The 23,543-nt window shown below is 58.4% G+C and carries 24 protein-coding genes and 3 pseudogenes; 8 read left to right on the top strand and 19 right to left on the bottom strand.

What is annotated here, in order from left to right; all coding sequences use genetic code 11:
• Positions 1 to 65: 65 nt before the first annotated feature.
• Positions 66 to 313, top strand: a pseudogene (locus tag KGB23_RS16485) (hypothetical protein); the annotation flags it as partial.
• A 272-nt stretch (positions 314 to 585) separates the two neighbouring features.
• On the opposite strand, the pseudogene KGB23_RS30460 reads toward KGB23_RS16485, so the two are convergent.
• The 3 genes and pseudogenes from KGB23_RS30460 to KGB23_RS16475 form a co-directional block, all read right to left on the bottom strand.
• A pseudogene (locus KGB23_RS30460) lies at positions 586 to 1,017 on the bottom strand (methyl-accepting chemotaxis protein); the annotation flags it as partial.
• 111 nt (positions 1,018 to 1,128) lie between these two features.
• A pseudogene (locus tag KGB23_RS30455) lies at positions 1,129 to 1,800 on the bottom strand (PAS domain-containing protein); the annotation flags it as partial.
• Positions 1,801 to 2,321: 521 nt separating this feature from the next.
• Positions 2,322 to 3,194 (bottom strand): LysR family transcriptional regulator, encoded by an 873-nt coding sequence (locus KGB23_RS16475; RefSeq protein WP_223431831.1) that lies wholly within the window; start codon positions 3,192 to 3,194, stop codon positions 2,322 to 2,324.
• A gap of 99 nt (positions 3,195 to 3,293) precedes the next feature.
• Here KGB23_RS16475 and gstA point away from each other — a divergent pair, with 99 nt between their 5' ends.
• The gene (gstA, locus tag KGB23_RS16470; protein WP_223431830.1) at positions 3,294 to 3,896 is read left to right on the top strand and encodes a glutathione transferase GstA; all 603 of its coding nucleotides are present in this window, start codon (positions 3,294 to 3,296) and stop codon (positions 3,894 to 3,896) included.
• A gap of 24 nt (positions 3,897 to 3,920) precedes the next feature.
• Here gstA and KGB23_RS16465 read toward each other — a convergent pair whose 3' ends face one another.
• The 4 genes from KGB23_RS16465 to KGB23_RS16450 form a co-directional block, all read right to left on the bottom strand.
• Positions 3,921 to 4,934 carry an ABC transporter substrate-binding protein gene (locus KGB23_RS16465; RefSeq protein WP_095130886.1) on the bottom strand — a complete coding sequence of 338 codons (1,014 nt, stop codon included), beginning with the start codon at positions 4,932 to 4,934 and terminating at the stop codon, positions 3,921 to 3,923.
• The gene (locus KGB23_RS16460) at positions 4,931 to 5,473 is read right to left on the bottom strand and encodes a sigma-70 family RNA polymerase sigma factor (protein WP_223431829.1); all 543 of its coding nucleotides are present in this window, start codon (positions 5,471 to 5,473) and stop codon (positions 4,931 to 4,933) included. The genes KGB23_RS16465 and KGB23_RS16460 overlap by 4 nt, the downstream gene beginning before the upstream one ends.
• Before the next feature lie 225 nt (positions 5,474 to 5,698).
• Positions 5,699 to 6,490, bottom strand: coding sequence for a phosphate/phosphite/phosphonate ABC transporter substrate-binding protein (locus KGB23_RS16455; RefSeq protein WP_223431828.1), 792 nt, complete (start codon positions 6,488 to 6,490; stop codon positions 5,699 to 5,701).
• An 8-nt stretch (positions 6,491 to 6,498) separates the two neighbouring features.
• Positions 6,499 to 7,440, bottom strand: coding sequence for a fatty acid desaturase (locus KGB23_RS16450; RefSeq protein WP_223431827.1), 942 nt, complete (start codon positions 7,438 to 7,440; stop codon positions 6,499 to 6,501).
• 348 nt (positions 7,441 to 7,788) lie between these two features.
• On the opposite strand from KGB23_RS16450, the gene KGB23_RS16445 reads away from it, so the two are divergent.
• On the top strand, positions 7,789 to 8,205 hold the full coding sequence (locus KGB23_RS16445) for a GNAT family N-acetyltransferase (RefSeq protein ID WP_223431826.1): 417 nt from the start codon (positions 7,789 to 7,791) through the stop codon (positions 8,203 to 8,205).
• Between the two features lie 137 nt (positions 8,206 to 8,342).
• On the opposite strand, the gene def is transcribed toward KGB23_RS16445, so the two are convergent.
• From def to KGB23_RS16430, 3 genes are all read right to left on the bottom strand, one after another.
• Entirely contained in the window at positions 8,343 to 8,882 is a 540-nt protein-coding gene (def, locus tag KGB23_RS16440) for a peptide deformylase (protein ID WP_223431825.1), read from the bottom strand.
• Positions 8,879 to 9,841, bottom strand: a complete 963-nt coding sequence (locus KGB23_RS16435) for a YihY/virulence factor BrkB family protein (protein ID WP_223431824.1) — start codon at positions 9,839 to 9,841, stop codon at positions 8,879 to 8,881. The genes def and KGB23_RS16435 overlap by 4 nt, the downstream gene beginning before the upstream one ends.
• Positions 9,842 to 10,012: 171 nt before the next feature.
• On the bottom strand, positions 10,013 to 10,204 hold the full coding sequence (locus KGB23_RS16430) for a CsbD family protein (protein ID WP_223431823.1): 192 nt from the start codon (positions 10,202 to 10,204) through the stop codon (positions 10,013 to 10,015).
• Between the two features lie 198 nt (positions 10,205 to 10,402).
• Here KGB23_RS16430 and KGB23_RS16425 point away from each other — a divergent pair, with 198 nt between their 5' ends.
• Positions 10,403 to 10,780, top strand: a complete 378-nt coding sequence (locus KGB23_RS16425; protein ID WP_033056806.1) for a hypothetical protein — start codon at positions 10,403 to 10,405, stop codon at positions 10,778 to 10,780.
• Positions 10,781 to 10,967: 187 nt separating this feature from the next.
• Here KGB23_RS16425 and fadD1 read toward each other — a convergent pair whose 3' ends face one another.
• Together fadD1 and fadD2 are read right to left on the bottom strand one after the other, a co-directional pair.
• A complete protein-coding gene (gene fadD1 / locus KGB23_RS16420) occupies positions 10,968 to 12,668 on the bottom strand; it encodes a long-chain-fatty-acid--CoA ligase FadD1 (protein WP_223431822.1) in 1,701 nt (566 codons plus the stop codon).
• 345 nt (positions 12,669 to 13,013) lie between these two features.
• The gene (gene fadD2 / locus KGB23_RS16415) at positions 13,014 to 14,702 is read right to left on the bottom strand and encodes a long-chain-fatty-acid--CoA ligase FadD2 (RefSeq protein ID WP_223431821.1); all 1,689 of its coding nucleotides are present in this window, start codon (positions 14,700 to 14,702) and stop codon (positions 13,014 to 13,016) included.
• A gap of 260 nt (positions 14,703 to 14,962) precedes the next feature.
• On the opposite strand from fadD2, the gene KGB23_RS16410 reads away from it, so the two are divergent.
• Together KGB23_RS16410 and KGB23_RS16405 are read left to right on the top strand one after the other, a co-directional pair.
• Positions 14,963 to 15,907 (top strand): alpha/beta hydrolase, encoded by a 945-nt coding sequence (locus KGB23_RS16410; protein ID WP_223431820.1) that lies wholly within the window; start codon positions 14,963 to 14,965, stop codon positions 15,905 to 15,907.
• Positions 15,908 to 15,947: 40 nt separating this feature from the next.
• On the top strand, positions 15,948 to 16,418 hold the full coding sequence (locus KGB23_RS16405) for a MaoC family dehydratase (RefSeq protein ID WP_008151121.1): 471 nt from the start codon (positions 15,948 to 15,950) through the stop codon (positions 16,416 to 16,418).
• A 478-nt stretch (positions 16,419 to 16,896) separates the two neighbouring features.
• Here the strand turns inward: KGB23_RS16405 and KGB23_RS30450 are convergent, their stop codons facing one another.
• The 3 genes from KGB23_RS30450 to KGB23_RS16395 all read right to left on the bottom strand — a co-directional run bounded on the left by KGB23_RS30450 (position 16,897) and on the right by KGB23_RS16395 (position 18,000).
• A complete protein-coding gene (locus KGB23_RS30450; RefSeq protein WP_371918048.1) occupies positions 16,897 to 17,067 on the bottom strand; it encodes a hypothetical protein in 171 nt (56 codons plus the stop codon).
• A 259-nt stretch (positions 17,068 to 17,326) separates the two neighbouring features.
• Positions 17,327 to 17,455, bottom strand: a complete 129-nt coding sequence (locus tag KGB23_RS30160; RefSeq protein ID WP_256580538.1) for a hypothetical protein — start codon at positions 17,453 to 17,455, stop codon at positions 17,327 to 17,329.
• Between the two features lie 77 nt (positions 17,456 to 17,532).
• On the bottom strand, positions 17,533 to 18,000 hold the full coding sequence (locus KGB23_RS16395; RefSeq protein ID WP_150657226.1) for a PA2169 family four-helix-bundle protein: 468 nt from the start codon (positions 17,998 to 18,000) through the stop codon (positions 17,533 to 17,535).
• Positions 18,001 to 18,203: 203 nt separating this feature from the next.
• Between KGB23_RS16395 and KGB23_RS16390 the strand changes: the two genes are divergently transcribed.
• The gene (locus KGB23_RS16390; protein WP_007949456.1) at positions 18,204 to 18,440 is read left to right on the top strand and encodes a DUF3820 family protein; all 237 of its coding nucleotides are present in this window, start codon (positions 18,204 to 18,206) and stop codon (positions 18,438 to 18,440) included.
• A 36-nt stretch (positions 18,441 to 18,476) separates the two neighbouring features.
• Positions 18,477 to 19,658, top strand: a complete 1,182-nt coding sequence (locus KGB23_RS16385) for an aminotransferase class V-fold PLP-dependent enzyme (RefSeq protein WP_223431819.1) — start codon at positions 18,477 to 18,479, stop codon at positions 19,656 to 19,658.
• A gap of 2 nt (positions 19,659 to 19,660) precedes the next feature.
• On the opposite strand, the gene KGB23_RS16380 is transcribed toward KGB23_RS16385, so the two are convergent.
• The 4 genes from KGB23_RS16380 to zwf all read right to left on the bottom strand — a co-directional run bounded on the left by KGB23_RS16380 (position 19,661) and on the right by zwf (position 23,406).
• Positions 19,661 to 20,386: an intradiol ring-cleavage dioxygenase gene (locus KGB23_RS16380; RefSeq protein WP_223431818.1), complete on the bottom strand. Its 726-nt coding sequence runs from the start codon at positions 20,384 to 20,386 to the stop codon at positions 19,661 to 19,663.
• A gap of 167 nt (positions 20,387 to 20,553) precedes the next feature.
• Positions 20,554 to 21,219 (bottom strand): bifunctional 4-hydroxy-2-oxoglutarate aldolase/2-dehydro-3-deoxy-phosphogluconate aldolase, encoded by a 666-nt coding sequence (locus KGB23_RS16375; RefSeq protein ID WP_223431817.1) that lies wholly within the window; start codon positions 21,217 to 21,219, stop codon positions 20,554 to 20,556.
• A gap of 17 nt (positions 21,220 to 21,236) precedes the next feature.
• Complete coding sequence (gene pgl, locus KGB23_RS16370; protein ID WP_223431816.1) at positions 21,237 to 21,950, bottom strand: 6-phosphogluconolactonase; 714 nt, start codon at positions 21,948 to 21,950, stop codon at positions 21,237 to 21,239.
• Entirely contained in the window at positions 21,937 to 23,406 is a 1,470-nt protein-coding gene (zwf, locus tag KGB23_RS16365) for a glucose-6-phosphate dehydrogenase (protein WP_223431815.1), read from the bottom strand. The genes pgl and zwf overlap by 14 nt, the downstream gene beginning before the upstream one ends.
• Between the last annotated feature and the right edge of the window lie 137 nt (positions 23,407 to 23,543).

Genomic DNA, 23,543 nt, shown 5'->3' with positions numbered 1-23,543 from the left:
CCACCGTGCGGTCGACCTCTGCCGTCCGGCGGCAAATGTTGACCTCAATCCTTCGTTATCGTCGAGCCGTAGAAGCATTCAAGGAGTACATGAGCAAAACACCGGAACAGCGGTTGCGCGACAGTATTTTGCAAGAGATGGGTCTGACGGAAAATGACCTAAAACCATGCCGCCGGAAAAACAACTGGCGATCGGTAAAGAGATTGCCGAGCGCATGCAAGACAAGACCAAAATGGCGCAGGTCGAGAAAGAAAACAGCAGCAGCGAAAATGGCAGCAGCCAGGTGGTCGACAAGTTTCTCGCTTCGCTTTAACAGTGCGGAAGTCAAAAAAGGGTCCCTTCGAGGGTAATGCCGATCAGTTATGGAACGACACAATCCGTAGCAGCTGGCGAAGCCTGCGTTCGGCTGCGAAGCAGTCGTAAAGTCAGACACTGCGTTGCGTCAGACCCACCGGGTACATAGGGTTTACGACTGCTGCGCAGCCGAACGCAGGCTTCGCCAGCTGCTACAAGGTTTGCGTTGCGGCTGAAATGGCTTAACTGATCGGCATTACCCTTCGAGGGACCCTTTTTAATGTGCCGCTATCAACTTATCTGCAACGTCGAATTAAACTGACTGATCGCATCCACCACATGCCGCGACCCTTGCTGAATCTCCAGGATCACCTCCCCCGCTTCGTTCGCCAGTTCCACGCCTAACCCGGTGCGACTCAAACTCGATTGCATGCTCGACACCGCACTCAATGACAAATCGTGATTCTTGCGCACCACTTCAACGATCTCCACCGTAGCCTGGCTCGTTCGTGCCGCAAGGCTGCGAACTTCATCGGCGACTACCGCAAACCCGCGTCCATGCTCCCCGGCACGGGCCGCTTCGATCGCGGCGTTGAGCGCCAGCAGGTTGGTTTGATCGGCAATGCCACGAATGGTCTGGACGATGGTGCCGATGATGTCGGACTGTTTGCTGACGGCATCAATGCTCAGCGCCGCTTCGTTCAAGTCTTTGGAAATGTCCTGGATGGTCTGCACCGTTTGCTGCACCACCTGGGAACCTTTCTGCGCGCAGGCGTCGTTTTGTACCGAAGTGCTGTGGGCCGATTCCGCGGCGGTTTGCAGGGTGGTGACTTGCTGGGTTATGTCGCTGGCGAACTTGACCACTTTGTACAATCGGCCCTTGGTGTCGAACAGCGGGTTGTAGGAGGCCTCCAGGAAAACCGTATGACCGTGCTTGTCTTTGCGCTCGAAACGGTGCGAGTGATATTCGCCGCGATTGAGCGAGGCCCAGAACGCTTTGTAGGCCTGAGATTCGGCTTCGGCTCGATGACAAAACAGACTGTGGTGCTGGCCAACCACTTCGTTGAGCGAGTAATGCATCGTCTTCAAGAAGTTGTCGTTGGCCGTGATGACTTTGCCATCCGGGGTGAATTCGATCACGGCCATGGAGCGACCGATCGCCTCAAGCATGCTCTCGTTTTCGTGTTCCTTGTAGGTCCTGGCTGAGATGTCAGTGGCGACTTTGATCACACTCCTGACCTGACGATCAGCGCCGAACACCGGCATATAGCTGGCTTCGAGCCAGATCTCCTTGCCGCTCCTGTTCAGGCGTAAAAAGGTCCCGCTCACCGGTTCACCACGGGCCAGGTCACGCCACAACCTGGCGTAGGCTTCACTTCGATAAAACGCTTCTTCGCAGAATATCCGGTGATGTTTTCCGCGCACTTCTTCGGCGCTGTATCCCATGGCACTGCAAAAGTTGTCGTTGGCATCGAGCACGATCCCTTCGGGGGTGAACTCAATCATCGCCATCGAGCAGCTGACTGCGGCCAACTTCGCGTTAGCCTCGGTCAGCGCGCAACTGAATCGTTCGATTTCCAGCAGGTCAGTCTTGTGACGTCGGTTAAACATAGTCGTATCACCTTCAGCGCGGTCTTTTGTTTGATGAAAGTTCTTTGATCTTTCAACAGCTCCACCACTACGTTCCAGGGAACAGGCACACGCATCCCTCCACAGGAAGGACTTGGTCAGGTGATCAATGATGTTTAATCGGAGAGTCCATGCAGCAACGCTCTTATCAAGACATCCTTCTCTTGATAGCCCGGAATCGGGCCAGCCCTAACGTTCTGATAAGACATTCCATTGACCGGACAGCTCCGTGTTGTTCAGCGTCGGTGCCTTGGGTTGCGCACACTTTTAACCTGTATGACGGCCTTCAGATGCGGCCGACATAGTTAGTTACGAGTCAGCATAGACAGGCGAGGCAGGTAAGCAAGGCCACTAGTCGGCCAGTATTGAGGACAAAATCGGTTCAGCTTCGGTATGCGTCATTTCTCAGCGAGCATGCCCATCAACGCCTGCACCGCCGCCGAAGGTTGCTTATTCGCAGCGGCCACCAAAGCAAACTCTCGATCGATACGCGGCTTCACCGGCACCACGCGCAAACCCTGAAGATGGCTCGGCAGCGTCATCTCCGGCACCAGCGTCACGCCGATGTTTTCCCGCACCAGGGTGAACGCACTGCTCCATTCACGGACCTCGACCCGCACATCAAGCAGTTGCAGCCCTGCATCCTCCGCCAAACTGCGAGCGTTGGTCGAACAACCGCCCGTGGCCAGTACAAAAGGTTGCTCCGCCAACTCCGCCAGGGAGACCCCTTCTTCATTTGAACGACGGGCCAAAGGATGACCGCCGGGCACCACGGCCATCCAGGCATCACGTCCCAGGCGACCGGCATTGCGCTCGGGCGCCGGGTTCAACACCACGCCGACATCCACCAGTCCGGCGCCGAGCAGTGTTTCCACTTCATCGTCGCTGACCTCCAGCGCGACCACTTGAATGCCGGGATAAAGCCGATTGAACTGACGCAACAGCGGCGGCAGGAAAGTCGCCAACACCATGGGGAAACTGGCCAGGCGAATCGTCCCGCGCTGAATGTCTTTGGTGGAATCGACAGTACTGCGAATGGTTTCCAGAGCACCGAGCATGGTTCTCGCATGTTCGATCACAGACAGGCCGATTGCCGTCGGCAAGGTCTGGCGGTTCTCCCGACTGAACAGTTGAACGCCCAGGGTTTCTTCGATCAATGCCAAGGCCTGGCTGGCACCGGACTGGGTCATGCCGACCCGCTCGGCAGCCCGGGTAATGTTGCCCGTGTCAGCCACCGCCACCACCATTCGCCAGTGCATCAGATTCATCATGGCAGTAGCTTTCCTTATGGCGGCTTTCTGAAAGATTAATTTTACCGAGGGTGCCGCGCACTATGACACTGGCGCAAATCCCCAGCCAGAGCCCTGCCGATGAAGTTGTATTACGCCCCACACGCCTGCTCGCTCGCGCCGCACATCGTGCTGCGCGAACTGGATTTGCCGTTCGAGTTGATCCGCGTCGACAACACCACCAAGCGAACCGCCAGCGGCGGCAACTTCCTCGCCATCAACCCCAAGGGTTACGTCGCGGCACTGCAATTGGACAATGGCCAAGTATTGACCGAAGGTCCGGCGATCCTGCAATACCTGGCAGACCTGCGACCCGAAGTGAACCTGGCAGCCGCGAGCGGAACGTTCGAACGGGTACGGTTGCAGGAATGGCTGAATTTCATTTCGACCGAGATTCATGGCGGGCTGGGCTGGCTGTTCAGTTCGCAGTTCCCGGATGAGGGCAAAGCGCTGATCAAGGAGAAACTGTTCAAGCGATTTGCGGTGTTGTGTCAGACGCTGGAGCGCCAGGATTATTTGATGGCTGACGGGTTCAGCATTGCCGATGCGTATTTGTTTACGGTGTTGCGCTGGGCGCACCTGTTTGCCATCGAGTTGAATGAGTGGCCGGCGTTGGCGCGGTTTCAGGTGCGGGTTGATCAGCGGCCAGCCGTGAAGGCTGCATTGGCCGCAGAGTTGGTATAGGCCTCAAGACCAGGCACTACAAATTTACAAACTCGCACTCACCTTAGTGGCCACTTCACCGGGAACCCAGCCCTTCCACACCTGCGGCTGATCACGCAAAAACGCTTCCGCCACCTGACGCGGTTGCAGGCGCTTTTCGCTCATCTGACCAAGCGTGTGGTTCAGCAAATCGATCGGCAGGTCGACCTTTTCGAAGAACGCCACCAGGTCCGGGTACTGCGCCTTGAACGGCGCGGACACCCCAATCGCCAGGCTTGCCGGCATCGAGCGCGTGCCCTTTGGATTCGGGTTGTTGGCGTCGGCCAGGGTCTTCCAGGCTTCGGCGTCGAACGCCGGCTCGTCGAGTTTCACCAGTTTGAAACGCCCCAACAGCGGCGTCGGCGACCAGTAGTAGAACAACACCGGTTTGCCACGACGGATCGACGAAGCCACCTCGGCATCCAGTGCGGCGCCCGAACCCGTGCGGAAATTGACGAAGCTGTCGGTCAGGTCATAGGCCTTGAGTTTCTGACTGTTGACGATCTCCGAGGTCCAGCCGGTCGGGCTGTTGAGGAAGCGCCCACGGCTTGGGTCTTCCGGGTCGCGAAACACGTCCTTGTAGCGCGCCAGGTCGGCGACGGATTTCAGTTCCGGAGCGAGGGGTTTGATGCCGCGTTCGGGATCGCCCTTGATCACGTATTCCGGCACCCACCAGCCTTCGGTGGCGCCTTTGACCGTGTCGCCCAGCCCAAACACTTTGCCTTCCGAGGCGGCTTTGACCCACGCCGGACTGCGCCCTGCCCACTCTTCGCCGATCACTTGAATATCGTTCTTGGCCAACGCCGCTTCGAGGCTGACGGTGCTGCCCGGCAAGGTATCTGTCGGGTAGCCGTAACCTTTCTCGACAATCAAGCGCAGGATTTCGGTGATCAGGCTGCCACTTTCCCAGGTGATGTCACCGAAGTGGATCGGCGCGGTTTTTTCTGCCGCGGGAACGTGGGTTGCCACAAGGCTCAGGGCCAGCAGTGAACTGCCGAGCAGGGTTTTGATCGATCTCAAGCGGACCTCCGGGTCAGGGAATTCAAGGATTGGTTGGCACTGTGCCGAGCGCACAGGGCTTGGGTACGCGTCATGTAAACGCTGACCGAGCGTTGGGAAATGCCCAGTTCGGCGGCGATTTGCGGATAGGTCAGACCGTCGACTCGCGACAACAGGAAAGTTGCGCGAACCTTGCCCGGCAAGCGCTCCAGCGTGCGATTGAGGCCATGCAAGGCCTGGCTCATTTGCACCCGTTCTTCGGGCGAGATCGCTTGAGGCTGATCGAGGTGTTGCAGCTGATCGAGGTGTTGGCGTTCCAGATCGCGGCGGCGCCAGAGCTGATAGATCAACCGCTGGGCAATGGTGGTGAGCAAGGCGCGAGGCTCGCGGATCGGGGTCAGCCCCGGCGCTTCGAGCAGCTGTAGAAAGGTTTCGGCAGCGATGTCTTCGACGCTGGAACTGGCGCCCAGATGCCGGCGCAACCGTGTGCACAGCCAAAGGTAATGCGCGTGGAACAATCCGCCCACGTCGTTGCGATGGGAAAGGTCGGTGCCGGACATAGAGGCTCCAAGGGTTAGGGGTCGCTGAATGTCCGGTGATCCGGTGACGCGATCCTAGCAAGGAGCCTTATTCATTAATAATATTTAAAAAGCATTTTTATATTCTATTTTTGAATTAAAGATCAAAGGATCGCAGCCTCGTTTCACTCGACAGCTGCTACAGATGCACACCGATTTCCTGTAGCAGCTGTCGAGTGAAACGAGGCTGCGATCTTGTCACACCGCCTACCGCAATCGCCCATACCCCAGCGCTTCGGCCTCCTGCTGATAGTCGAGCACAATCTGATAGTCGCTTTCGCCGGCCGGCAACACCTCTTGCAGACCGAGGATTTCGCTGACTTCGGGCAATTCCTGCAACGCCGTATTCATCACCTGCCGCAGCGCCTCGACCTGTTCATCGGTGACGGTCGCGGCGGTGATGAACGGTAAAGTCGGACTGAACGCACTTCGTGCAATGACCCGTAGGCCAGCCACTTCTTCTTCGGCGTGCCGCGCGAGATAGGCGAAGGTGACGCTGTCGATGGCCGCCAGGTCCGCTGTCCCTTCACGCAACCCGCGCAGGCTTTCGCGGTGGCTGCCACTGATACCGACACTGGCGAAGAACTGCCCGTCTCGATGCAACGGCGCCAGTCGGTGACGCAGCAGGTTCATGCCGCTGTTGGAGTCTTCGCCATTGATCACCCCACGACTGTCGCGAAAGGCCGGCAGGCTGCGCCGTGGATCATCGACGCGACTCAACAACAGGCTGCAATGGTTGCCACCGTTGGCGTCCGGCAGTTCATAACGAGGACGACCGATGACCCGGACCCGACCGCGCAACGCGGTCATCAGCGGGTAGCCGCAGGTTTGGGTCAGCAGCAAGTGCGGGGACAGCCAGAGGTCCATCAGCGAAAGGCCCTCGGCGTTGCGGCGGCTGGCACCCAGTCGCTCGAGCATTCGTGTCAGCCAGCGCTCGTTGGCCTCGCGGATCGGCTCGGGGGCGACGTACATCAAAAGTTCTGCGTAGGCTGAAGTCATTGGATTTCTCAACTGAACGGATGCCGAGGACTGTCGATAGCCTTCACCCCATGCTGACGCCACAACTGGCCATAACCCTGCACCAGAAACCCGCCGCTGCGCGCCAGCCATTGCTCGCGACGCGCGTGGTAGGCGCGGGGCAAGTCGTACCAGGGCAGCCCCGGCAAGTCGTGATGCACCAAATGCAGATTGAGGTTGAGGAACAGCCAGCGCCACGGCCAGGCGGCTTCATTGATGACCGTCCTTTGCTCGGGCTCGGCGTGGGGACGGTGTTCATAGTAGGAGCGAATCATCGCAATCGATAGCGCCGGCACACTGATCAGCAACAGGTAATGCCACACCGGCAACACGCTGTAGCGGGCGATAAACAGCAACATCAGCAGGGTCAACGTGCCGTGGCTCAACCACATCAACCAGGCCTGCCGCTCACCTGCTTTTAGACGTTGCTGTTCCTCCCGGGCCAGCGCCAGCAAGGCCAGCGGTGCTCCGAGGGCAAAGCGGCCGAGCACGGTTTTGTTCAGCCAGTGCAGGCCTTGTTCGTACAGTGAGCTGTCCTGCCATTGCTCGGCGCTGAGGTAACGGCTTTCCGGATCGCGACCCGGCAGGGTCAGGTCTTCATCGCGGTGATGCAGCAAATGGCTGTCGCGATACAGGGTGTAGGGATACCAGACGGCGAACGGCGCGTAGCCGAGGATCTTGTTCAGCGATGTCCAGCGAGTGGGGTGACCGTGAAGCAATTCGTGCTGCACCGATAACCAGAGCACCACCAGCGGAATCAGCAACACCGTGCTCCACCAGAGCCCCAGCCGATGGCTCCCCAAAACAATGCTGAACCAACCAGCGTACACGCCGATCAGCAGCAGCCAGGTCGGCCACTCGGTGCGAGCGGTCAGGCGTTGGCGCAGTGTTTCGATTTCTTCACGGTGGGCGGTATCGAAGTAATGGGGCATGGCGTTGCTCAGATCGGGGGCCAGTCCCCTTCTGTGCAATGGCGCAGGGTTTTCTTGCAGATTATTTTAAGGATCGTTCCCACGTCGAGGCGTCGAACCGTCTGCGTGGGAACGATCATTTACCAGCGGCGGGATCAATGCCCGAACACATCCACCTTCTTGGCCTTCTTGTCCGCGCGCTTTTCATCGGCGGTTTTTGCCGGTTTCTTCTTCGCTGCTTTTTTTGAATCCATGCCTTTGGCCATGATACGTACTCCACTCATACGGGGTGTGGGATCAGGTATACACCTATCGCTGCGCGCACGTTCTTTTATAATCGCCCGCTTTGCGCACCGACAGTCGAAGACCATGCCCAGCACCCAGTACACCTTGCTCGCCGAGCCTTTGTGGCCCTTGATGAACAAGTTTTATCGCGCTCACCAATCGTCGATGAAAGCCGTCCGCGACGCTCAACTGTGGGTGGCCAGGCGCGAGGAGATCATTGGCGCACTGTGTTTGCGACCGGTGGCGGACGGGCATTGGTTGACGGGTTTGTTTGTCGATCCGACCTGCCGTGAACAGGGCATCGCTGCGGCGTTGATCGCCGAGGCACTCAAGGAGCTTGAAGGCCCGGTGTGGCTGTTTTGTCATCCGGACTTGCGCGGGTTTTATGAACGTCGCGGTTTTACCTTCGACCCGCCACTGCCCTACTCCATGGCGGAACGCTTGAGCCGTTATGCGCGGAGCAAACCGATGATCGCCATGGGCCTGGAACCGTCGAGATAACGCTCTAAAGCCATATGAAGATCAAAATGTGGGAGCGAGCCTGCTCGCGATGGCGGCGTGTCAGTCACCAATAATTTGACTGTCAGGGCCTCATCGCGAGCAGGCTCACTCCCACAGGGTTTTGTGGTGTTTTCGAATCAATCGTCTGCGTTCGGGTCGAGATCTGGGAACATCACTTCGGTAAACCCGAACTTGCTGAAGTCACTGATGCGCGACGGGTACAACCGGCCGATCAGGTGATCGCATTCATGCTGCACTACCCGTGCGTGGAAGCCTGAAGCGATGCGTACGATCGGTTGCCCTTTGGGATCGAAACCTTCGTACCGAATGTGCTGATAGCGATCCACCGCGCCGCGCAGGCCGGGCACCGACAGGCAGCCTTCGAAACCCTCTTCCAGCGTCGGGGTCAACGGTGTGATCAGCGGGTTGATCAGAATCGTCTGCGGTACGGCTTCGGCATCCGGATAGCGTTCGCTGTGCTCGAAACCGAAGATCACCAGTTGCAGGTCGACGCCGATCTGCGGTGCGGCCAGGCCAACCCCGCCAACGCTTTCCATGGTCTGGAACATGTCGTCGATCAGTTGCCACAGCTCGGGGCTGTCGAACATTTCGGCCGGCACCGGCGGGGCGATGCGCAACAGACGCTCGTCGCCCATTTTCAGGATTTCACGGATCATTTGATGACTTCGTCAGTGGTCGGCTTGATCGAGTGGTCCCGACCCAGTCCCGACACGTGGTGTTTTTCTTCATGGCCGGGGCCGTGTTCGCCAGGGACCTTCTCGCCAGGGTCTTTTCCCTCGCTCGACATGTGCTCGATCACCGCGTTCATTTCCGCGCCGAGCAACAGCACTGCCGCGGAAATATAGAAGTACAGCAGCAACACGATGATCGCGCCGATACTGCCATACATGGCGTTGTAGTTGGCAAACATCTTGACGTACAGACCGAACCCCAGCGACGCGATGATCCAGACCACCACAGACAACACTGCACCCGGGGTGATGAAGCGAAACTCTTGTTTGACGTCGGGCATGACGTAGTAAATCAACGCCACCGCCATCATCAACAGAATCACCACCACCGGCCAGCGCACGATGGTCCAGACAGTCACGATGAATTCTTCAAGGCCGACTTGCGAGGCGATCCATTCCATCACCTGCGGCCCGAGCACCATCAGCGCGGCGGCCACCAGCAGCATGCCAGCGATGCCGATGGTGTAGATGATCGACAGCGGGAAACGCTTCCACGCCGGACGGCCTTCGACCACGTCGTAGGCGGCGTTCATCGCGCTCATCATCAGCCGCACACCGGCGGAGGCGGTCCACAGAGCAATCACGATACCGACGGACAGCAAGCCACCCTTGGATTGCTGGAGCTGGTCGATGACCGGGTTCACCTGTTCCAGCGCCTGGGGCGGCAGGACCAGTTCCGATTGCAGGCGCAACCAAGAGAAGAAGTCCGGCAGGTGCAGGAAACCGATCAGGGCGATCAGGAACAGAATGAAGGGGAACAGCGAGAACAGCATCTGATAGGCCAACGCCGAGGCATAGGTCGACATCTCGTCGTCGACGAACTCGGTGATCGTGCGCACCATGACACGGTGCAGGCGCTGACCTTTCATGTGTGGGAAAAACATTAGCGTCTCCTTTCGCCGCAAATTTGGTCGAAGTCGTGGCGACTCAGGGGCCGTTTTCTACATCAAAGTAGCCTACTTGGCGAGTTTGAAACAATTTCCTTGTGCAAGTTCAGGCTGACACAAAAACGGCCATCTGCGGATGACCGTTTCTGTTGCTCATCGAAGGTCTGATCATGCCTTGTCGATGCCTTTTTTGAGCGCATCCTTGATTTTGCCGACCGCTTGCTGGTCTTCGCCTTTCCTTTCCTGAGCGACGCCTTCGGTGCGCATTTTTTCGTTACCGGTGGCCTTGCCGACGCCTTGCTTGACGTTGCCGGCGGCTTCGTTGGCCATGCCTTTTACTTTATCGCCAGTGCTGCCCATGACAGTTCTCCTGTGAACAATTCAACGGGAAAGTCGTTACACAAGGTTGACCGAAGGCGTTTGCGCGGAGTTTCATTTATTTTCAGGGCGACATTTCATCGTTCAGTGCAGGTTGGGCTTTATGTTTGCCGACCAACCCCCGAGAATGCGCAACGTATTCAGGCCATGGCGCTGAAGATCCAATCCCGTAGGAATGTTATGAAACTCGATAAAAAGCAGGCCATTGCCCGCAGAAACCAGGAACTTGGCGGTGCTGTGCTTGGCGTCAACAACTGCCATTTCACCGAATTGAACCGCAACCGCAACATCTGGTGGTTCGATATTCCGGTCGCGCGTCTGGCCATTGGTCAGTACGAGTGGGTTCACCTGCTGATGCACACCCCGGATACCGACGAACTGTTGCACCTGAAAGTGCCGACGGTATTCCTGCGCGAGAAGCTGGAAGGTCTGGTGGTGCGCAACGAAGGCAAGCGTAAAGCAGCCTTGAGCCTGGAACTGAGCGCCGACAAGGACTCGTACCTCCAGGACATGCGCCCGGCGGGTACCAACGTCAATTTCGCGCAGTTCCGCCTGTAACAGCGATCCCCTGTGGCGAGGGAGCTTGCTCCCGCTCGACTGCGAAGCAGTCGCCATCCAGGCGATGGAGATACATCAGAAGTATCGCGGTGTCTGATCTGGGGCCGCTTCGCAACCCAGCGGGAGCAAGCTCCCTCGCCACAAGAGCACCAACAAAAAGCCCCGCTTCTGCGGGGCTTTTTGTTTGTTACGCGCTTACCTTTTTGACGCCGAGCTTCTTCAGCTCTTCGTCGCGCAACTCGCGGCGCAGGATCTTGCCGACGTTGGTGGTCGGCAGCGCGTCGCGGAACTCCACGGAGCGCGGAACCTTGTAGCCGGTGACGTTGGCGCGCATGTGCTCCATCACCTGTTCCTTGGTCAGCGTCACGCCCGGTTTGGCGACGATGAAGATCTTGATCGCCTCGCCCGACTTCTCGTCCGGCACGCCGATGGCTGCGCATTGCAGCACGCCCGGCAGGGTCGCCAGCACGTCTTCCAGTTCGTTCGGGTACACGTTGAAACCGGAGACCAGGATCATGTCTTTCTTGCGATCGACGATGCGCATGTAACCGTCAGGCTGGATCAGCGCGATGTCACCGGTCTTCAACCAGCCTTCGCTGTCGAGGATTTCATCGGTGGCGTCCTGACGCTGCCAGTAGCCCTTCATCACTTGCGGACCTTTCACACACAGCTCGCCGATTTCGCCCATTGGCTGTTCAACGCCGGCATCGTCGATGACTTTGCACAGGGTCGAAGGCACCGGAATCCCGATGGTACCGATCTGGATGTTCTGGATTGGATTGACGGTGGCCACCGGGCTGGTTTCGGTCATGCCGTAACCTTCACAGATGGCGCAACCGGTGACCGCTTTCCAGCGCTCGGCCGCAGCCAGTTGCAGGGCCATGCCACCGGACAGGGTGACTTTCAGTGCCGAGAAGTCCAGCTTGCGGAAGCCTTCGTTGTTGCACAGCGCCACGAACAGCGTGTTGAGGCCGACGAAACCGCTGAATTTCCACTTTGACAGTTCCTTGACCATCGCCGTCAAATCGCGCGGGTTGCTGATCAGGATGTTGTGGTTGCCGATCAGCATCATCGCCATGCAATGAAAGGTGAAGGCATAGATGTGGTACAGCGGCAGCGGCGTGATCAGGACCTCGCAACCTTCATTGAGGTTGGAACCCATCAGCGCCTTGCACTGCAGCATGTTCGCCACCAGGTTGCGGTGGGTCAGCATCGCGCCCTTGGCCACGCCGGTGGTGCCGCCGGTGTATTGCAGCACGGCAACGTCGCTGCTGGCCGGGTTGGCTTCAGCCACTGGCTGGCCGTGGCCCTTGCGCAGTACGTCGTTGAACTTGATGGCCTTGGGCAAGTGATACGCCGGGACCATCTTCTTCACGTACTTGATGACGCTGTTGACCAACAGGCGCTTGAGCGGCGGCAGCAGGTCGGCCACTTCGGTGACGATCACGTGCTTGACGCCGGTTTTCGGCACGACGATCTGGGCCAGGTGCGCCATGTTGGCCAGGCAGACCAGTGCTTTGGCGCCGGAGTCGTTGAATTGGTGTTCCATTTCCCGCGCGGTGTACAGCGGGTTGGTGTTGACCACGATCAGCCCGGCGCGGATGGCACCGAAGACGGCGACCGGGTACTGCAACACGTTGGGCAGTTGCACGGCGATTCGATCGCCCGGCTGCAAGTCGGTATGCTGTTGCAGGTAAGCGGCAAAGGCACCGGACAATTCGTACAGTTCACCGTAGGTGATTGTCTTGCCCAGGTTGCTGAACGCCGGTTTGTCGGCAAAGCGTTGGCAGGACTGCTTCAACACCGCCTGAATATTCGGATACTCGTCCGGATTGATGTCGGCAGCAATCCCGGCAGGGTACTTATCCTTCCAAAAGTCTTCGATCATGGAAGCCCACTCCTCAGCAACGCGAATTCATCACCGCATTTGATGCGATTATTATTGGTGTATGTTTTTTATTGGTGTCTGTGTTGGTGAGTCTGGCTTTTTATATAGGCCGAGAAGTCACAAAGCGCGCCGAGAGTAGCAGCTTTGCCAGAGGCCGACTAGAGCCAAAAACAGCCTCTACAGTCACATTTGTGACTCAAGACCAATCAATGGTCTTTTTTAGAGCAAAAATTCTATACAGACAGAAAGCCCTCTAGAACAGGGCTTACAGCCAAATTCCGAAGACAAAAAAAGGGGCGTCCGTATTTGGCCGCCCCTTTTTGATGCTGCGTCGCTAACAATTCATTACGCGATATCGCGCAACTCCCGCCGCAATATCTTGCCCACCGGCGTCATCGGCAACGACTCACGCAAGACGATGTGCTTGGGCACTTTGTACGCCGTGAAGTTTTCCTTGCAGTAAGCCTTCAACTCTTCAAGGCTGACACCCGTTTCACGGGCCACCACAAACAGCTTCACCGCCTCCCCCGAACGCTCGTCCGGCACCCCGATCACCGCACAGTTGGCGACTTTCGGGTGAGCCATGACCACGTCTTCGATCTCGTTCGGGTACACGTTGAAACCCGAGACGATGATCATGTCTTTCTTGCGATCGACGATGCGCACAAAACCGTCCGGGTCGATCACCGCGATGTCGCCCGACTTGAACCAGCCCTCGGCATCCAGCACTTCGGCGGTGGCTTCGGGTTTCTGCCAGTAACCCTTCATGATCTGCGGGCCCTTGATGCACAGCTCGCCGCGCTCGCCCAGCGCCTGCTCGACGCCTTCATCGTTGATGACCTTCAGCGTGGTGCCCGGCACCGGCAGGCCGACCGTACCGAGCCGCGATTTGTCGCCGTACGGGTTGGTGCAGGCCACCGGCGAGGTTTCGGTCAGGCCGTAACCTTCGGTGATGCGGCAACCGGTGAGCTGTTCCCAACGCTCGGCCGTGGCCTTGACCAGCGCGGTGCCGCCGGAGTTGGTGAGTTTGAGTCTGGAGAAATCCAGGGTCTTGAAATCCGGGTGGTCCATCAGCGCGACGAACAGAGTGTTGAGCCCCAGCAGCGCCGAGAACCGCCAGTTCTTCAGCTCCTTGATGAAGCCCTTGATGTCTCGCGGATTGGTGATCAGCACGTTGTGGTTACCCGACACCATCATGCACATGCAATTCGCCGTGAACGCATAGATGTGGTACAGCGGCAGCGGCGCGACCATGACCTCTTGCCCTTCGCGCAACAGCGGCTGGCCGTCATTGCCGAACTGTTCCAGACACGCCCGCACTTGCTGCATGTTGGCCACCAGGTTGCCGTGGGTCAGCATCGCGCCCTTGGCCAGGCCGGTGGTGCCGCCGGTGTATTGCAGCACGGCGATGTCGTCGAGCCCGATCTTCAGCGGCTTGATGCCCAGGCCCCGGCCCAGACGCAGCGCGCTCTTGAAGGATGTCGCCTGCGGCAAGGAGTACGCAGGGACCATCTTCTTGACCTTGCTCACCATCGTATTGACCAGCCAACCCTTGGCGGTGGGCATCAGGTCGCCCATCTTCGCTTCGATCAGGTACTGGATGTCGGTGTCGGGCAGCACTTCCTGGACTTTGGCCCCGAACATGTTCAGGTAGACCAGCGCCCGGGCACCGGAGTCCTTGAACTGATGACGCATCTCCCGCGCGGTGTACAGCGGGTTGGTGTTGACCACGATCAGCCCGGCGCGCAAGGCACCGAACACGGCAATCGGGTAATGCAGGACGTTGGGCATCTGCACCGCAATGCGATCCCCCGGCACCAGGTCGGTGTGGGCTTGCAGGTAACCGGCGAACGCTGCGCTGTAGCGTTCCAGTTCGGCGTAGGTCAGGGTTACGCCCATGTTGCTGAATGCCGGGCGGTCAGCAAATTTCTTGCAGGAACGCTCGAACACCTCGATCACCGACTTATAGGCCCCTTGATCGATGTCCAGGGGCACGCCGGCCGGGCGTTTGTCATTCCAGAAATCAGGTTGCATTATTCTTGTCCTCTTTACCTGAACCTATCCGGGGCCGTTTTTCTGTCCTTCCTCTCTTATCCCTCAAAAAGCAGAAAAAGCGAAAAACGGAGCTTCACGGACACTAGCAGCTATGGCGAATCAGGCAAACATGCGCACGGTCGACATTGATCGTGTGAATCTTGCTGCCACGGCGTGGCCTGATCAGACGGCACGCTTTGGATGCGCTATACAATGCAACGACGTCCATGCCACATGCAGCCCTATGCAAAGGAACCGCCATGATCCACGACACTTTCTGGCTGACCGCGAGCGACCGCAGCCGCCTCTTCGTCAACCAGTGGCTGCCCGCCGCGCCATTAAAAGCAGTGATCCTGCTGGCCCACGGCATGGCGGAACACAGTGGCCGCTACGCGCGTCTGGCGGAAAAACTCTGTGATCAGGGCTACGGCGTGTACGCGCCGGACCTGCGTGGACATGGCAAAACTGCCGAAAACGGGACACTCGGCCATTTCGCCGACGATGACGGTTGGTGCAAGGTGGTCGGCGACCTGGCGAGCCTCAACCAGCACATCGGCCAACAACATCCGGGAGTGCCGATTGTGCTGCTCGGTCACAGCATGGGCAGCTACATCGCCCAAGCCTATCTGCTGCACCACAGCGCCAGCCTGCACGGGGCCGTTCTCAGCGGGTCGAACTTCCAACCGGTGGCGCTTTATCGCGCGGCGCGGCAGATTGCGCGGTTAGAACGTTTGCGCCAGGGCCCGAAGGGTCGCAGTGCGCTGATCGAATGGCTGTCGTTCGGCTCGTTCAACAAAAAATTCAAACCGGTACGCACCAAGTTCGACTGGCTCAGCCGCGACCCGGCGGAGGTCGACCTGTACGCCAATGACCCGCTCTGCGGCTTTCGCTGCACCAATCAGCTGTGGATCGATTTGCTCGGTGGGTTGCAGCAAATCAGCAAAGCGTCCAATCTCGCTCAGATTGATCCGGGCCTGCCGCTGCTGGTCATCGGCGGCGAATGTGATCCGGTGAGCGATGGCAAGCGTCTGAAAGATCTGGCCCATGCGCTACGCGCTGCCGGCAGCCAGAGCCTGCAACTGACCATTTACCCGCAGGCACGGCATGAACTGTTCAACGAGAGCAACCGCGATGAAGTGATCAATGACGTGTTGAGCTGGATCGCCCAGGCGCTGAGCCACCGTCGACCACCCAGATCGGAATAGTTTTTTTGAATTTATTTATTCGTGACAGGAATTGAAACAGATGACCCAGGTTACTAACACCCCTTACGAGGCCCTTGAAGTCGGCCAGACCGCCAGCTACAGCAAGACGGTCGAAGAGCGCGACATTCAGTTGTTCGCTGCGATGTCCGGCGACCACAACCCGGTGCACCTGGACGCTGAATTCGCCGCCGGCACCATGTTCAAGGAGCGCATTGCTCACGGCATGTTCAGCGGTGCGCTGATCAGCGCTGCTGTAGCCTGCGAGTTGCCTGGGCCGGGGACTATTTATATCGGTCAGCAAATGAGCTTTCAGAAGCCGGTGAAAATTGGCGACACGCTGACCGTGCGTCTGGAGATTCTCGAGAAGCTGCCGAAGTTTCGTGTGCGGATTGCCACTCGCGTGTTTAACCAGCGCGATGAATTGGTAGTGGATGGCGAGGCGGAGATTCTGGCGCCGCGCAAGCAGCAGACAGTGACGTTGCCTACGTTGCCGGCGATCAGCATCGGCTGATTTGCAAGTCCGCTGATCGTTCCCAGGCTCCGCGTCACTGGTGTCCGGGAAAAACTGAAGGGGGAGCTTGCTCCCCCTTGCTGCCTCTGAGCCAAATCAGAGATTGCGCGATAACGCCCTGCGCACGCTCTCACTGTTCAGCGCAGGGCTTTCAGTCTCGGCAGGGGGTTGCGCCGGTGCAGGACTTTCGACCTGGAAAGAGATTTCAGCCTGGACCGGGCTTTCAATTTGAACAGGGCTTGGTGCCTGGCCGCGACTGGCGACCCGATTGTCCAGCTTCTCGATGTAGGCGTTCAAATCGCTAATCAGCAGTTTCTTGCGCTGGGAGCCCTGATACCACGCGTAGCAAAAATATCCCGTCGCCGCCAGGAAGCCTAGCCCGGCTGTAGCAAGACCGGCGACGCACAATCCAAGCACGATCAGCACCGTCTTCCAGTTAAAAGGCGACAGCTCCAACTCGGTATTCAGCGCGTTCGCGTCACGCAGCACCCAGCGCTTGGACGCCGTGTGGTTTTGCAAAATGGTGTGCAGCGGCGAACCATCCTTCTTCAAGGCACTGATCAAAGAGATTTCCTGACCTGTGCGCAAAGGAATGTCCACGCCGCGCAGCTTTACATCGTGCTCGACGCCGTCCGGGGTTCTGACCCAGAACTCATGATTGATGATCGAAACAGAACTGATGCGCACAGGCGTCACATCACCATCGTTACCGTTCACATGAACGCCGCCCGTGGATGTCACGCGGGTCTCGCTGAGTTTTTCGCTGCCCACCACTTCACCGCTCAAGACAGTGAAAGAAACGGTTTTATCGCCATGGGTGAAGTCGTGCATTTCGATTCCTTGATTGACCCACGTCGATCGACGTGCAGGAGAAAGATCCGTATGCGGCGAATGCTACTAAGTAGCCATTACGCTGTCCAGAATTCACCCCCACTAGTGACGCTCTGCAGCGCCAGTTCTCCGCCGATCAAAGTCTTGATCGCGAACTGCAAGGCGCGGCGGTCAGGTGCGAACAAGGCCTGCAAAGTGATGGGCACGTATATTCCGTCCAGCGTTAAATGCCGAACACAAAAAAACGCCAGGCTGGCTGGCGTTTTTGACAGATAACGAACGCTTATGAGCGTGCGCGAGCCTGATTACGCAGGGCTTTCACCTGATCGTGGTTACGTTGTACGCCGTGATACTGGCGTTCAACAATGTCACGAATGCTCACCAGGTTGTCCTTGTTGATTTTTTCCAGTGCGTCCTTGTAAGCCTTCAGCGCGTGGTCTTCACCACGTTCGGCTTCGTTCAGCACTGCCTCTTCATCCTTGCCAGTGAACATCGCCTTCACGTCGACCCAGCGACGGTGCATGTCGCCGCTGACGCTGGTGGAGGTTTCCGGATCACCGCCCAGCGAACGCACCTGCGCTTGCAGTTCGGAAGCCGCAGTGGCGCAGTCCGCCGAACGCTGCATGAACAGCGATTTCAGTTCTGGGTGTTTGATGTCTTCAGCGCAAGTCTTGAACCCTTCCTGACCGTCTTTGCTGGTTTCAATCAGGTCGTTGAGTACAGAGATGGCTTCTTTATTCATGTCGGTCATTTTCAGTTCCTCGCGGGTTGATGAGAGATGCAATAGGTATTGCACCCTGCATGCCAGCTTTGAACCGACTACTTACTACTTATATTTCAATCACTTATTGTTTAATGCGAAATCTGTATCCGCTTTTTTTGCATGATCTGTCATTTGGCCTGCATGCAGAATGCCTGTATTTTCCAGACTGTTTGAATCAAGACGACTGATTGATGAACCCTGAAAAACTCGAACTGTTGATTACCCGTGAAATGCCCTTCGGCAAATACAAGGGCCGAATCATTGCCGACCTCCCCGGCCAATACCTGAACTGGTTCGCTCGGGAAGGTTTCCCCCATGGCGAACTCGGCGGCTTGCTGGCCTTGATGCAGGAAATCGATCATAACGGCCTGTCGGAGCTGCTCGAACCGCTACGCGCCAAACATGGCAAACCCGCCCCTCGCCATTGACCCGACACCCAGACCTGGCCCCTGATTGAGTAGCCTATGCCCGATAACACCCGCCGTGCCCGTGATGAAGCTTTCTGGCGAACATTTGCCGACCGATACGCGGTTGAACCCGGCCCGGTCAACCTCGAAAACGGATACTTCGGGCGCATGTCGCGCACGGTGGTCGAGGAGTATCAGCGCAACATCGAACTGATCAATCGCAGCAACTCGGTGCACGTGCGCCAACGCTTCGAACAGGGCGAAAGCCTGGAGATTCGCAAACAGCTCGCCGATCTGGTGGGCGTACCCGCCGACACCGTCGCCCTCACCCGCAACGCCTCGGACGGTCTGCAATCGCTGATCCGCAACTACAACCGTCTGACGCCGGGCGATCAGGTGCTGATCTGTGATCTGGAATACGACACGGTCAAAGGGGCCATGCGCTGGCTGGCACGTCATCGCGGTGTCGAGGTGATCGAGATCGAACACTCGCACCCCGCCAGTTTCGACAGTTTGCTGGCCACTTACCGCGAAACCTTCGTGCGTTATCCGCGACTCAAACTGATGGCCCTGACCCACGTCACCCATCGCTCCGGGTTGGTAATGCCGGTGCAGGCCATTGCCGCAGCCGCCAGGGAACATGGCATCGACGTGATCCTCGACGGTGCCCATGCGCTCGGCCAGTTCGAGTTCAATCTCGATGAACTGGGCATCGCCTTTGCTGGCTACAACCTGCACAAATGGATCGGTGCGCCGCTGACCCTGGGCTTCATTTATATCGCTCCCGAGCGCTTGGCCGACATCGACCCGGACATGGGCGAGATGCATTTCCCGGTTACCGATATTCGCGCCCGCACGCCGTACAGCACGCCCAACATCCCGGCGCTGCTGACACTGCCGCTGGTGTTCGAGGAACATCAGGCCATGGGCGGTTCCGCCGCCAAGGGCGCTCGGCTCAATTACCTGCGCAACCGCTGGGTGAGCGCGGTACGCGAGTTGCCGGGGATCGAAGTCATGACCCCGGACGACCCGCGACTGTATTGCGGCATCACTTCGATGCGCTTTACCCGGCATGCCGATCAACAGGCGATGGTCGAGCGGCTGCTCAAGGACTACAACCTGTTTACGGTGGCGCGCAGTGGTGCCGCGAGTGGTCCGTGCATTCGCATAACGCCGGGGCTCACCACCACCGCTGCAGACATGGATTTGCTGGCCCGGGCGCTCACCGAACTGCGCTGACGTCACACCGTGTATTTGTCGAAGTCCTCGGGTTTGATCTGCGTCGACACCGCGAAGGTGTCGATAGCGATGGTCATGTGCCCGAAAAAGCCGTCTTCTTTCGAATCTCGACCCAGGGTGTGAACGTTCAGGGTCGAGGCTTCGCCGCCCATGCTTTCATAGAAAAAGTCTTGATCGTTGGTCAGTGGCGAAACGGCCCGCCCCCGGTACTCCCTTGCGTTGAGTACCGAGCGCGAGGCCACCTCGGGAAAGTAGAGTTGACCGACCCAGGCGACATGCCGTTCTTCCAGATAGTTATTGCCTGCTGCAATGCGTACGACGACGTGAATGTGCAGGGCACGGCCGGCGTAGAACCCCGGATAGATCGTGGTAAACCGCACGATGCCGTGCTTGTCCGTAAATTGCCCGCCTCGCAGGTAAGTGTCGTCGTCAGTGCGCGGGATCGAGCCTATGTCGTCGGCGTCGACTTCCTTGTCCGGATTGATCTTGCTCCAGCCCGAATATGCACCGCGTGCGTTGCAGTGCCAGATATCCACCAACGCGTCAGTCACCGGTTGACCGGTCATGGCATCGACAATCGCCAGCCTCAGCACCAAAGGGATGCCATCCATCCCTTCGCTGATGTTTCGTCTGATCAATTTCGGATTTCGGAAATAAGGACCGGCGATCTGTTCGGGTGAAAGCAGGTAAACCGCTGATGCGGGTGAAACCGGGATGTTGTCGTCCATGACGTTCTCTCTTCCATAAGATGAACGCAGGTTAGGGCGGGACGAAACCCGATGTGCGGTAATTATTTATCGCACCGCACGGTTTTCACCGGGCAAAAAAAACGGTGCACCGACCAAGCGCACCGTAAAGCCGTAGAACACACAACGAAGTGTTTGGTAAAAGCCGATCAGTCCAGCAAGGCCAGTGCCTCGGCGGTGCATTCCTGAATGCGGGCCCAGTCGCCGTTCTTGATCCACTCGGGATCAAGCATCCAGCTACCGCCCACGCACATCACGTTTTTCAACGCCATGTAGCTCTTGATGTTGGCCGGGCTGACGCCGCCAGTCGGGCAGAATTTCACTTCGCCGAACGGGCCGCCCAGGGCCTTGATGGCCGCGACGCCGCCGCTGACTTCCGCCGGGAACAGCTTGAAGCGGCGATAACCCAGGCCGTAGCCTTCCATGATGCCGGAGGCGTTGCTGATGCCCGGCAACAGCGGAATCGGGCTGTTGACGCTGGCTTCGAGCAGGTCACGGGTGATGCCCGGCGTGACGATGAACTGCGAACCGGCCGCTTCGGCAGCCGACAGCATGTTGCGATCCAGCACAGTGCCGGCACCGGTCACCAGTTCCGGGCGTTGCTCGCGCAGAATCTGGATAGCCTTGAGGCCGAACTGTGAACGCAAGGTCACTTCCAGGGCTGTCAGGCCACCGGCCGCGAGGGCGTCGGCCAGCGGCAGGATGTCCTGCTCGCGAGCGATGGTGATCACCGGCAGGATCCGCGCCTTGGCGCAGAGGCTGTCGATCAGGGCAACTTTGTCCGCCATGGAAACGGTCGGGGATGGGGTTGTCATAGCGGCTGATCCTTGGTTCATGGGCACCAGTAAATCTCTAACGTAGGTTGCAGAAACGCGCGAATCGGCATGGCGGCGACATCGTCACCGGCCAATGCGGCACTCAGGGTGGTCAGCTTGGACTGACCGGAAATCGATAGAACGGTGGTCTTGGCCGAGGCCAGAAGCGCGCGGCTCATGGTCAGGCGCTGATGCGGCACGGTCGGCGCCAGCATCGGGTAGCAACGACGTGTGCCGTCGGCTTTCAAGGCATCGCTCAGGTTCGGGCTGTTGGGGAACAGCGAGGCGGTGTGACCGTCGTCGCCCATGCCGAGTATCAGCACGTCGATCGAAGGCAATTCCGCGAGCAGGCGATCCGCCTGCTCGGCCGCCAGTTCAAGGTTGGCCGTGGCGCTGTACAGACTCAGGAACTGAGCCTTGGCCGCCGGGCCTTGCAACAGGTAACGCTTGAGCAGACCGGCATTGCTGTCGGCATGTTCAACCGGCACCCAGCGCTCGTCGGCCAGGGTGACGACAACCTTGGACCAGTCCAGCGTCTGCTTGGCCAGGTGCTGGAAAAACGCCACCGGGCTGCGTCCACCGGAAACCACCAAGGTCGCGGTGCCGCGCGCATCGATCGCGTCACTCAGTTGCTTGGCCACATTCAGCGCCAGGCCTTCGGCCAGCAGCACCGGGCTTTTGAACTCATGGGCGCTGACACCCTGAGGCAGTTTGAATTCAGATATCGCCATACCACGACCTCCCATCCCGCGTGATCAATGCAATGGAGCTCATCGGCCCCCAGGACCCGGCCGCGTACGGCTTGGGCGCATCACCGGATTTCTTCCACCCGGCGATCAACTGGTCACACCACTTCCACGCGGCTTCGATTTCATCTTTACGGACAAACAGGTTCTGATTGCCGCGCATCACTTCCAGCAACAACCGCTCGTAGGCATCGGGAATCCGTGCGCTGCGATAAGTGTCGGAAAAGTTCAGCTGCAACGGACCGCTGCGCAGCTGCATGCCCTTGTCCAGGCCTTGTTCTTTGGTCATCACGCGTAAGGAAATGCCTTCGTCCGGTTGCAGGCGGATAATCAGCTTGTTGCTGATTTGCAGGCGCTGCTCGGGAGCGAAGATGTAGTGGGACGGTTCCTTGAAGTGGATGACGATCTGCGACAGCTTCTGCGGCATGCGCTTGCCGGTACGCAGGTAAAACGGCACGCCGGCCCAACGCCAGTTGCGGATATCGGCACGCAGCGCAACGAAGGTTTCGGTGTCGCTCTGGGTGTTGGAGTTCGGCTCTTCCAGGTAACCGGGAACCGATTTTCCTTCGCTGTAACCGGCGATGTACTGACCGCGCACGACCTGAGTGGTCAGGCCTTCCGGGCTGATCGGCGCCAGCGCCTTGAGCACTTTGACTTTCTCGTCACGGATGCTGTCGGCGGACAGGTCGGCCGGCGGGTCCATGGCGATCAGGCAAAGCAGTTGCAGCAGGTGATTCTGGATCATGTCCCGCAGCTGGCCGGCCTTGTCGAAGTAACCCCAGCGACCTTCGATCCCGACTTTCTCGGCCACGGTGATTTCCACGTGGGAGATATAATTCTGGTTCCACTGGGTTTCGAACAGGCTGTTGGCGAAACGCAGGGCGATCAGGTTCTGGACGGTTTCTTTGCCCAGGTAGTGGTCGATGCGGTAGGTGCGGTTCTCCGGGAAGAACTGCGCCACGGCGTCGTTCACCTTGCGCGAGGATTCCAGGTCCGAACCGATGGGTTTTTCCAGCACCACGCGGGTGTTTTCGGTCAAACCGACTTTCGACAGGTTCTCGCAGATCGCGCCGTAAACGGCTGCCGGTGTCGCGAAGTAGGCAATCACTCGCTGGGCGCTGCCGGCCATTTCGGCCAGGGCGACGTAATCGTCAGCCTTGAGGAAGTCGACGTGCAGGTAACTCAGGCGGGACAGGAAGCGTTCGACCACTGCTTCGTCCAGCTCTTTGGCGACGACGTAGCGACGCAGCTCGGAGGCGATGAACGCCAAATGCTGCTGCTCGCTGCCAGGCTCACGGGCCAGCGCGATAATTCGCGTGTCCTCGTGCAACAGGCCTGCGCCATCGAGCTGATAAAGGGCAGGAAACAGCTTGCGCAGGGCCAGATCGCCGAGGGCGCCGAACAAGGCAAAGGTGCACGGTTCAACCGTAATCGAAGGCATGATGTTTGTTCTTTTATCAAGTTAAGCTACAAATACCTTTTTTTAAGGCATCATTCAAGGGAAAATGTAGTAATAACCACAACATTTTCGCAAAATACAGATTCCGAGTGGTGGTCGGTCGGAGCCATCAGTAGGAT

The organism is Pseudomonas sp. GL-B-26, assembly GCF_019947405.1.
Taxonomy (GTDB): Bacteria; Pseudomonadota; Gammaproteobacteria; order Pseudomonadales; family Pseudomonadaceae; genus Aquipseudomonas.
Note: the sequence above shows the minus strand (reverse complement) of the source record. Positions and strands in the feature narration are given on the sequence as shown.

Bases quoted from the DNA above. Each gene is read 5' to 3' on its own strand.
- KGB23_RS16450 (WP_223431827.1), bottom strand. From the start codon at position 7,440: ATGCCCCATTACTTCGATACCGCCCACCGTGAAGAAATCGAAACACTG.
- KGB23_RS16460 (WP_223431829.1), bottom strand. From the start codon at position 5,473: ATGTCCGGCACCGACCTTTCCCATCGCAACGACGTGGGCGGATTGTTC.
- KGB23_RS16430 (WP_223431823.1), bottom strand. From the start codon at position 10,204: ATGGGCAGCACTGGCGATAAAGTAAAAGGCATGGCCAACGAAGCCGCC.
- fadD2 (WP_223431821.1), bottom strand. From the start codon at position 14,702: ATGCAACCTGATTTCTGGAATGACAAACGCCCGGCCGGCGTGCCCCTG.
- KGB23_RS16475 (WP_223431831.1), bottom strand. From the start codon at position 3,194: ATGATGAATCTGATGCACTGGCGAATGGTGGTGGCGGTGGCTGACACG.
- gstA (WP_223431830.1), top strand. From the start codon at position 3,294: ATGAAGTTGTATTACGCCCCACACGCCTGCTCGCTCGCGCCGCACATC.
- pgl (WP_223431816.1), bottom strand. From the start codon at position 21,950: ATGGCGATATCTGAATTCAAACTGCCTCAGGGTGTCAGCGCCCATGAG.
- zwf (WP_223431815.1), bottom strand. From the start codon at position 23,406: ATGCCTTCGATTACGGTTGAACCGTGCACCTTTGCCTTGTTCGGCGCC.
- KGB23_RS16395 (WP_150657226.1), bottom strand. From the start codon at position 18,000: ATGACCGACATGAATAAAGAAGCCATCTCTGTACTCAACGACCTGATT.
- KGB23_RS16410 (WP_223431820.1), top strand. From the start codon at position 14,963: ATGATCCACGACACTTTCTGGCTGACCGCGAGCGACCGCAGCCGCCTC.
- KGB23_RS16445 (WP_223431826.1), top strand. From the start codon at position 7,789: ATGCCCAGCACCCAGTACACCTTGCTCGCCGAGCCTTTGTGGCCCTTG.
- KGB23_RS16390 (WP_007949456.1), top strand. From the start codon at position 18,204: ATGAACCCTGAAAAACTCGAACTGTTGATTACCCGTGAAATGCCCTTC.
- KGB23_RS16375 (WP_223431817.1), bottom strand. From the start codon at position 21,219: ATGACAACCCCATCCCCGACCGTTTCCATGGCGGACAAAGTTGCCCTG.
- fadD1 (WP_223431822.1), bottom strand. From the start codon at position 12,668: ATGATCGAAGACTTTTGGAAGGATAAGTACCCTGCCGGGATTGCTGCC.
- def (WP_223431825.1), bottom strand. From the start codon at position 8,882: ATGATCCGTGAAATCCTGAAAATGGGCGACGAGCGTCTGTTGCGCATC.
- KGB23_RS16405 (WP_008151121.1), top strand. From the start codon at position 15,948: ATGACCCAGGTTACTAACACCCCTTACGAGGCCCTTGAAGTCGGCCAG.
- KGB23_RS16455 (WP_223431828.1), bottom strand. From the start codon at position 6,490: ATGACTTCAGCCTACGCAGAACTTTTGATGTACGTCGCCCCCGAGCCG.
- KGB23_RS16385 (WP_223431819.1), top strand. From the start codon at position 18,477: ATGCCCGATAACACCCGCCGTGCCCGTGATGAAGCTTTCTGGCGAACA.
- KGB23_RS16435 (WP_223431824.1), bottom strand. From the start codon at position 9,841: ATGTTTTTCCCACACATGAAAGGTCAGCGCCTGCACCGTGTCATGGTG.
- KGB23_RS16425 (WP_033056806.1), top strand. From the start codon at position 10,403: ATGAAACTCGATAAAAAGCAGGCCATTGCCCGCAGAAACCAGGAACTT.
- KGB23_RS16380 (WP_223431818.1), bottom strand. From the start codon at position 20,386: ATGGACGACAACATCCCGGTTTCACCCGCATCAGCGGTTTACCTGCTT.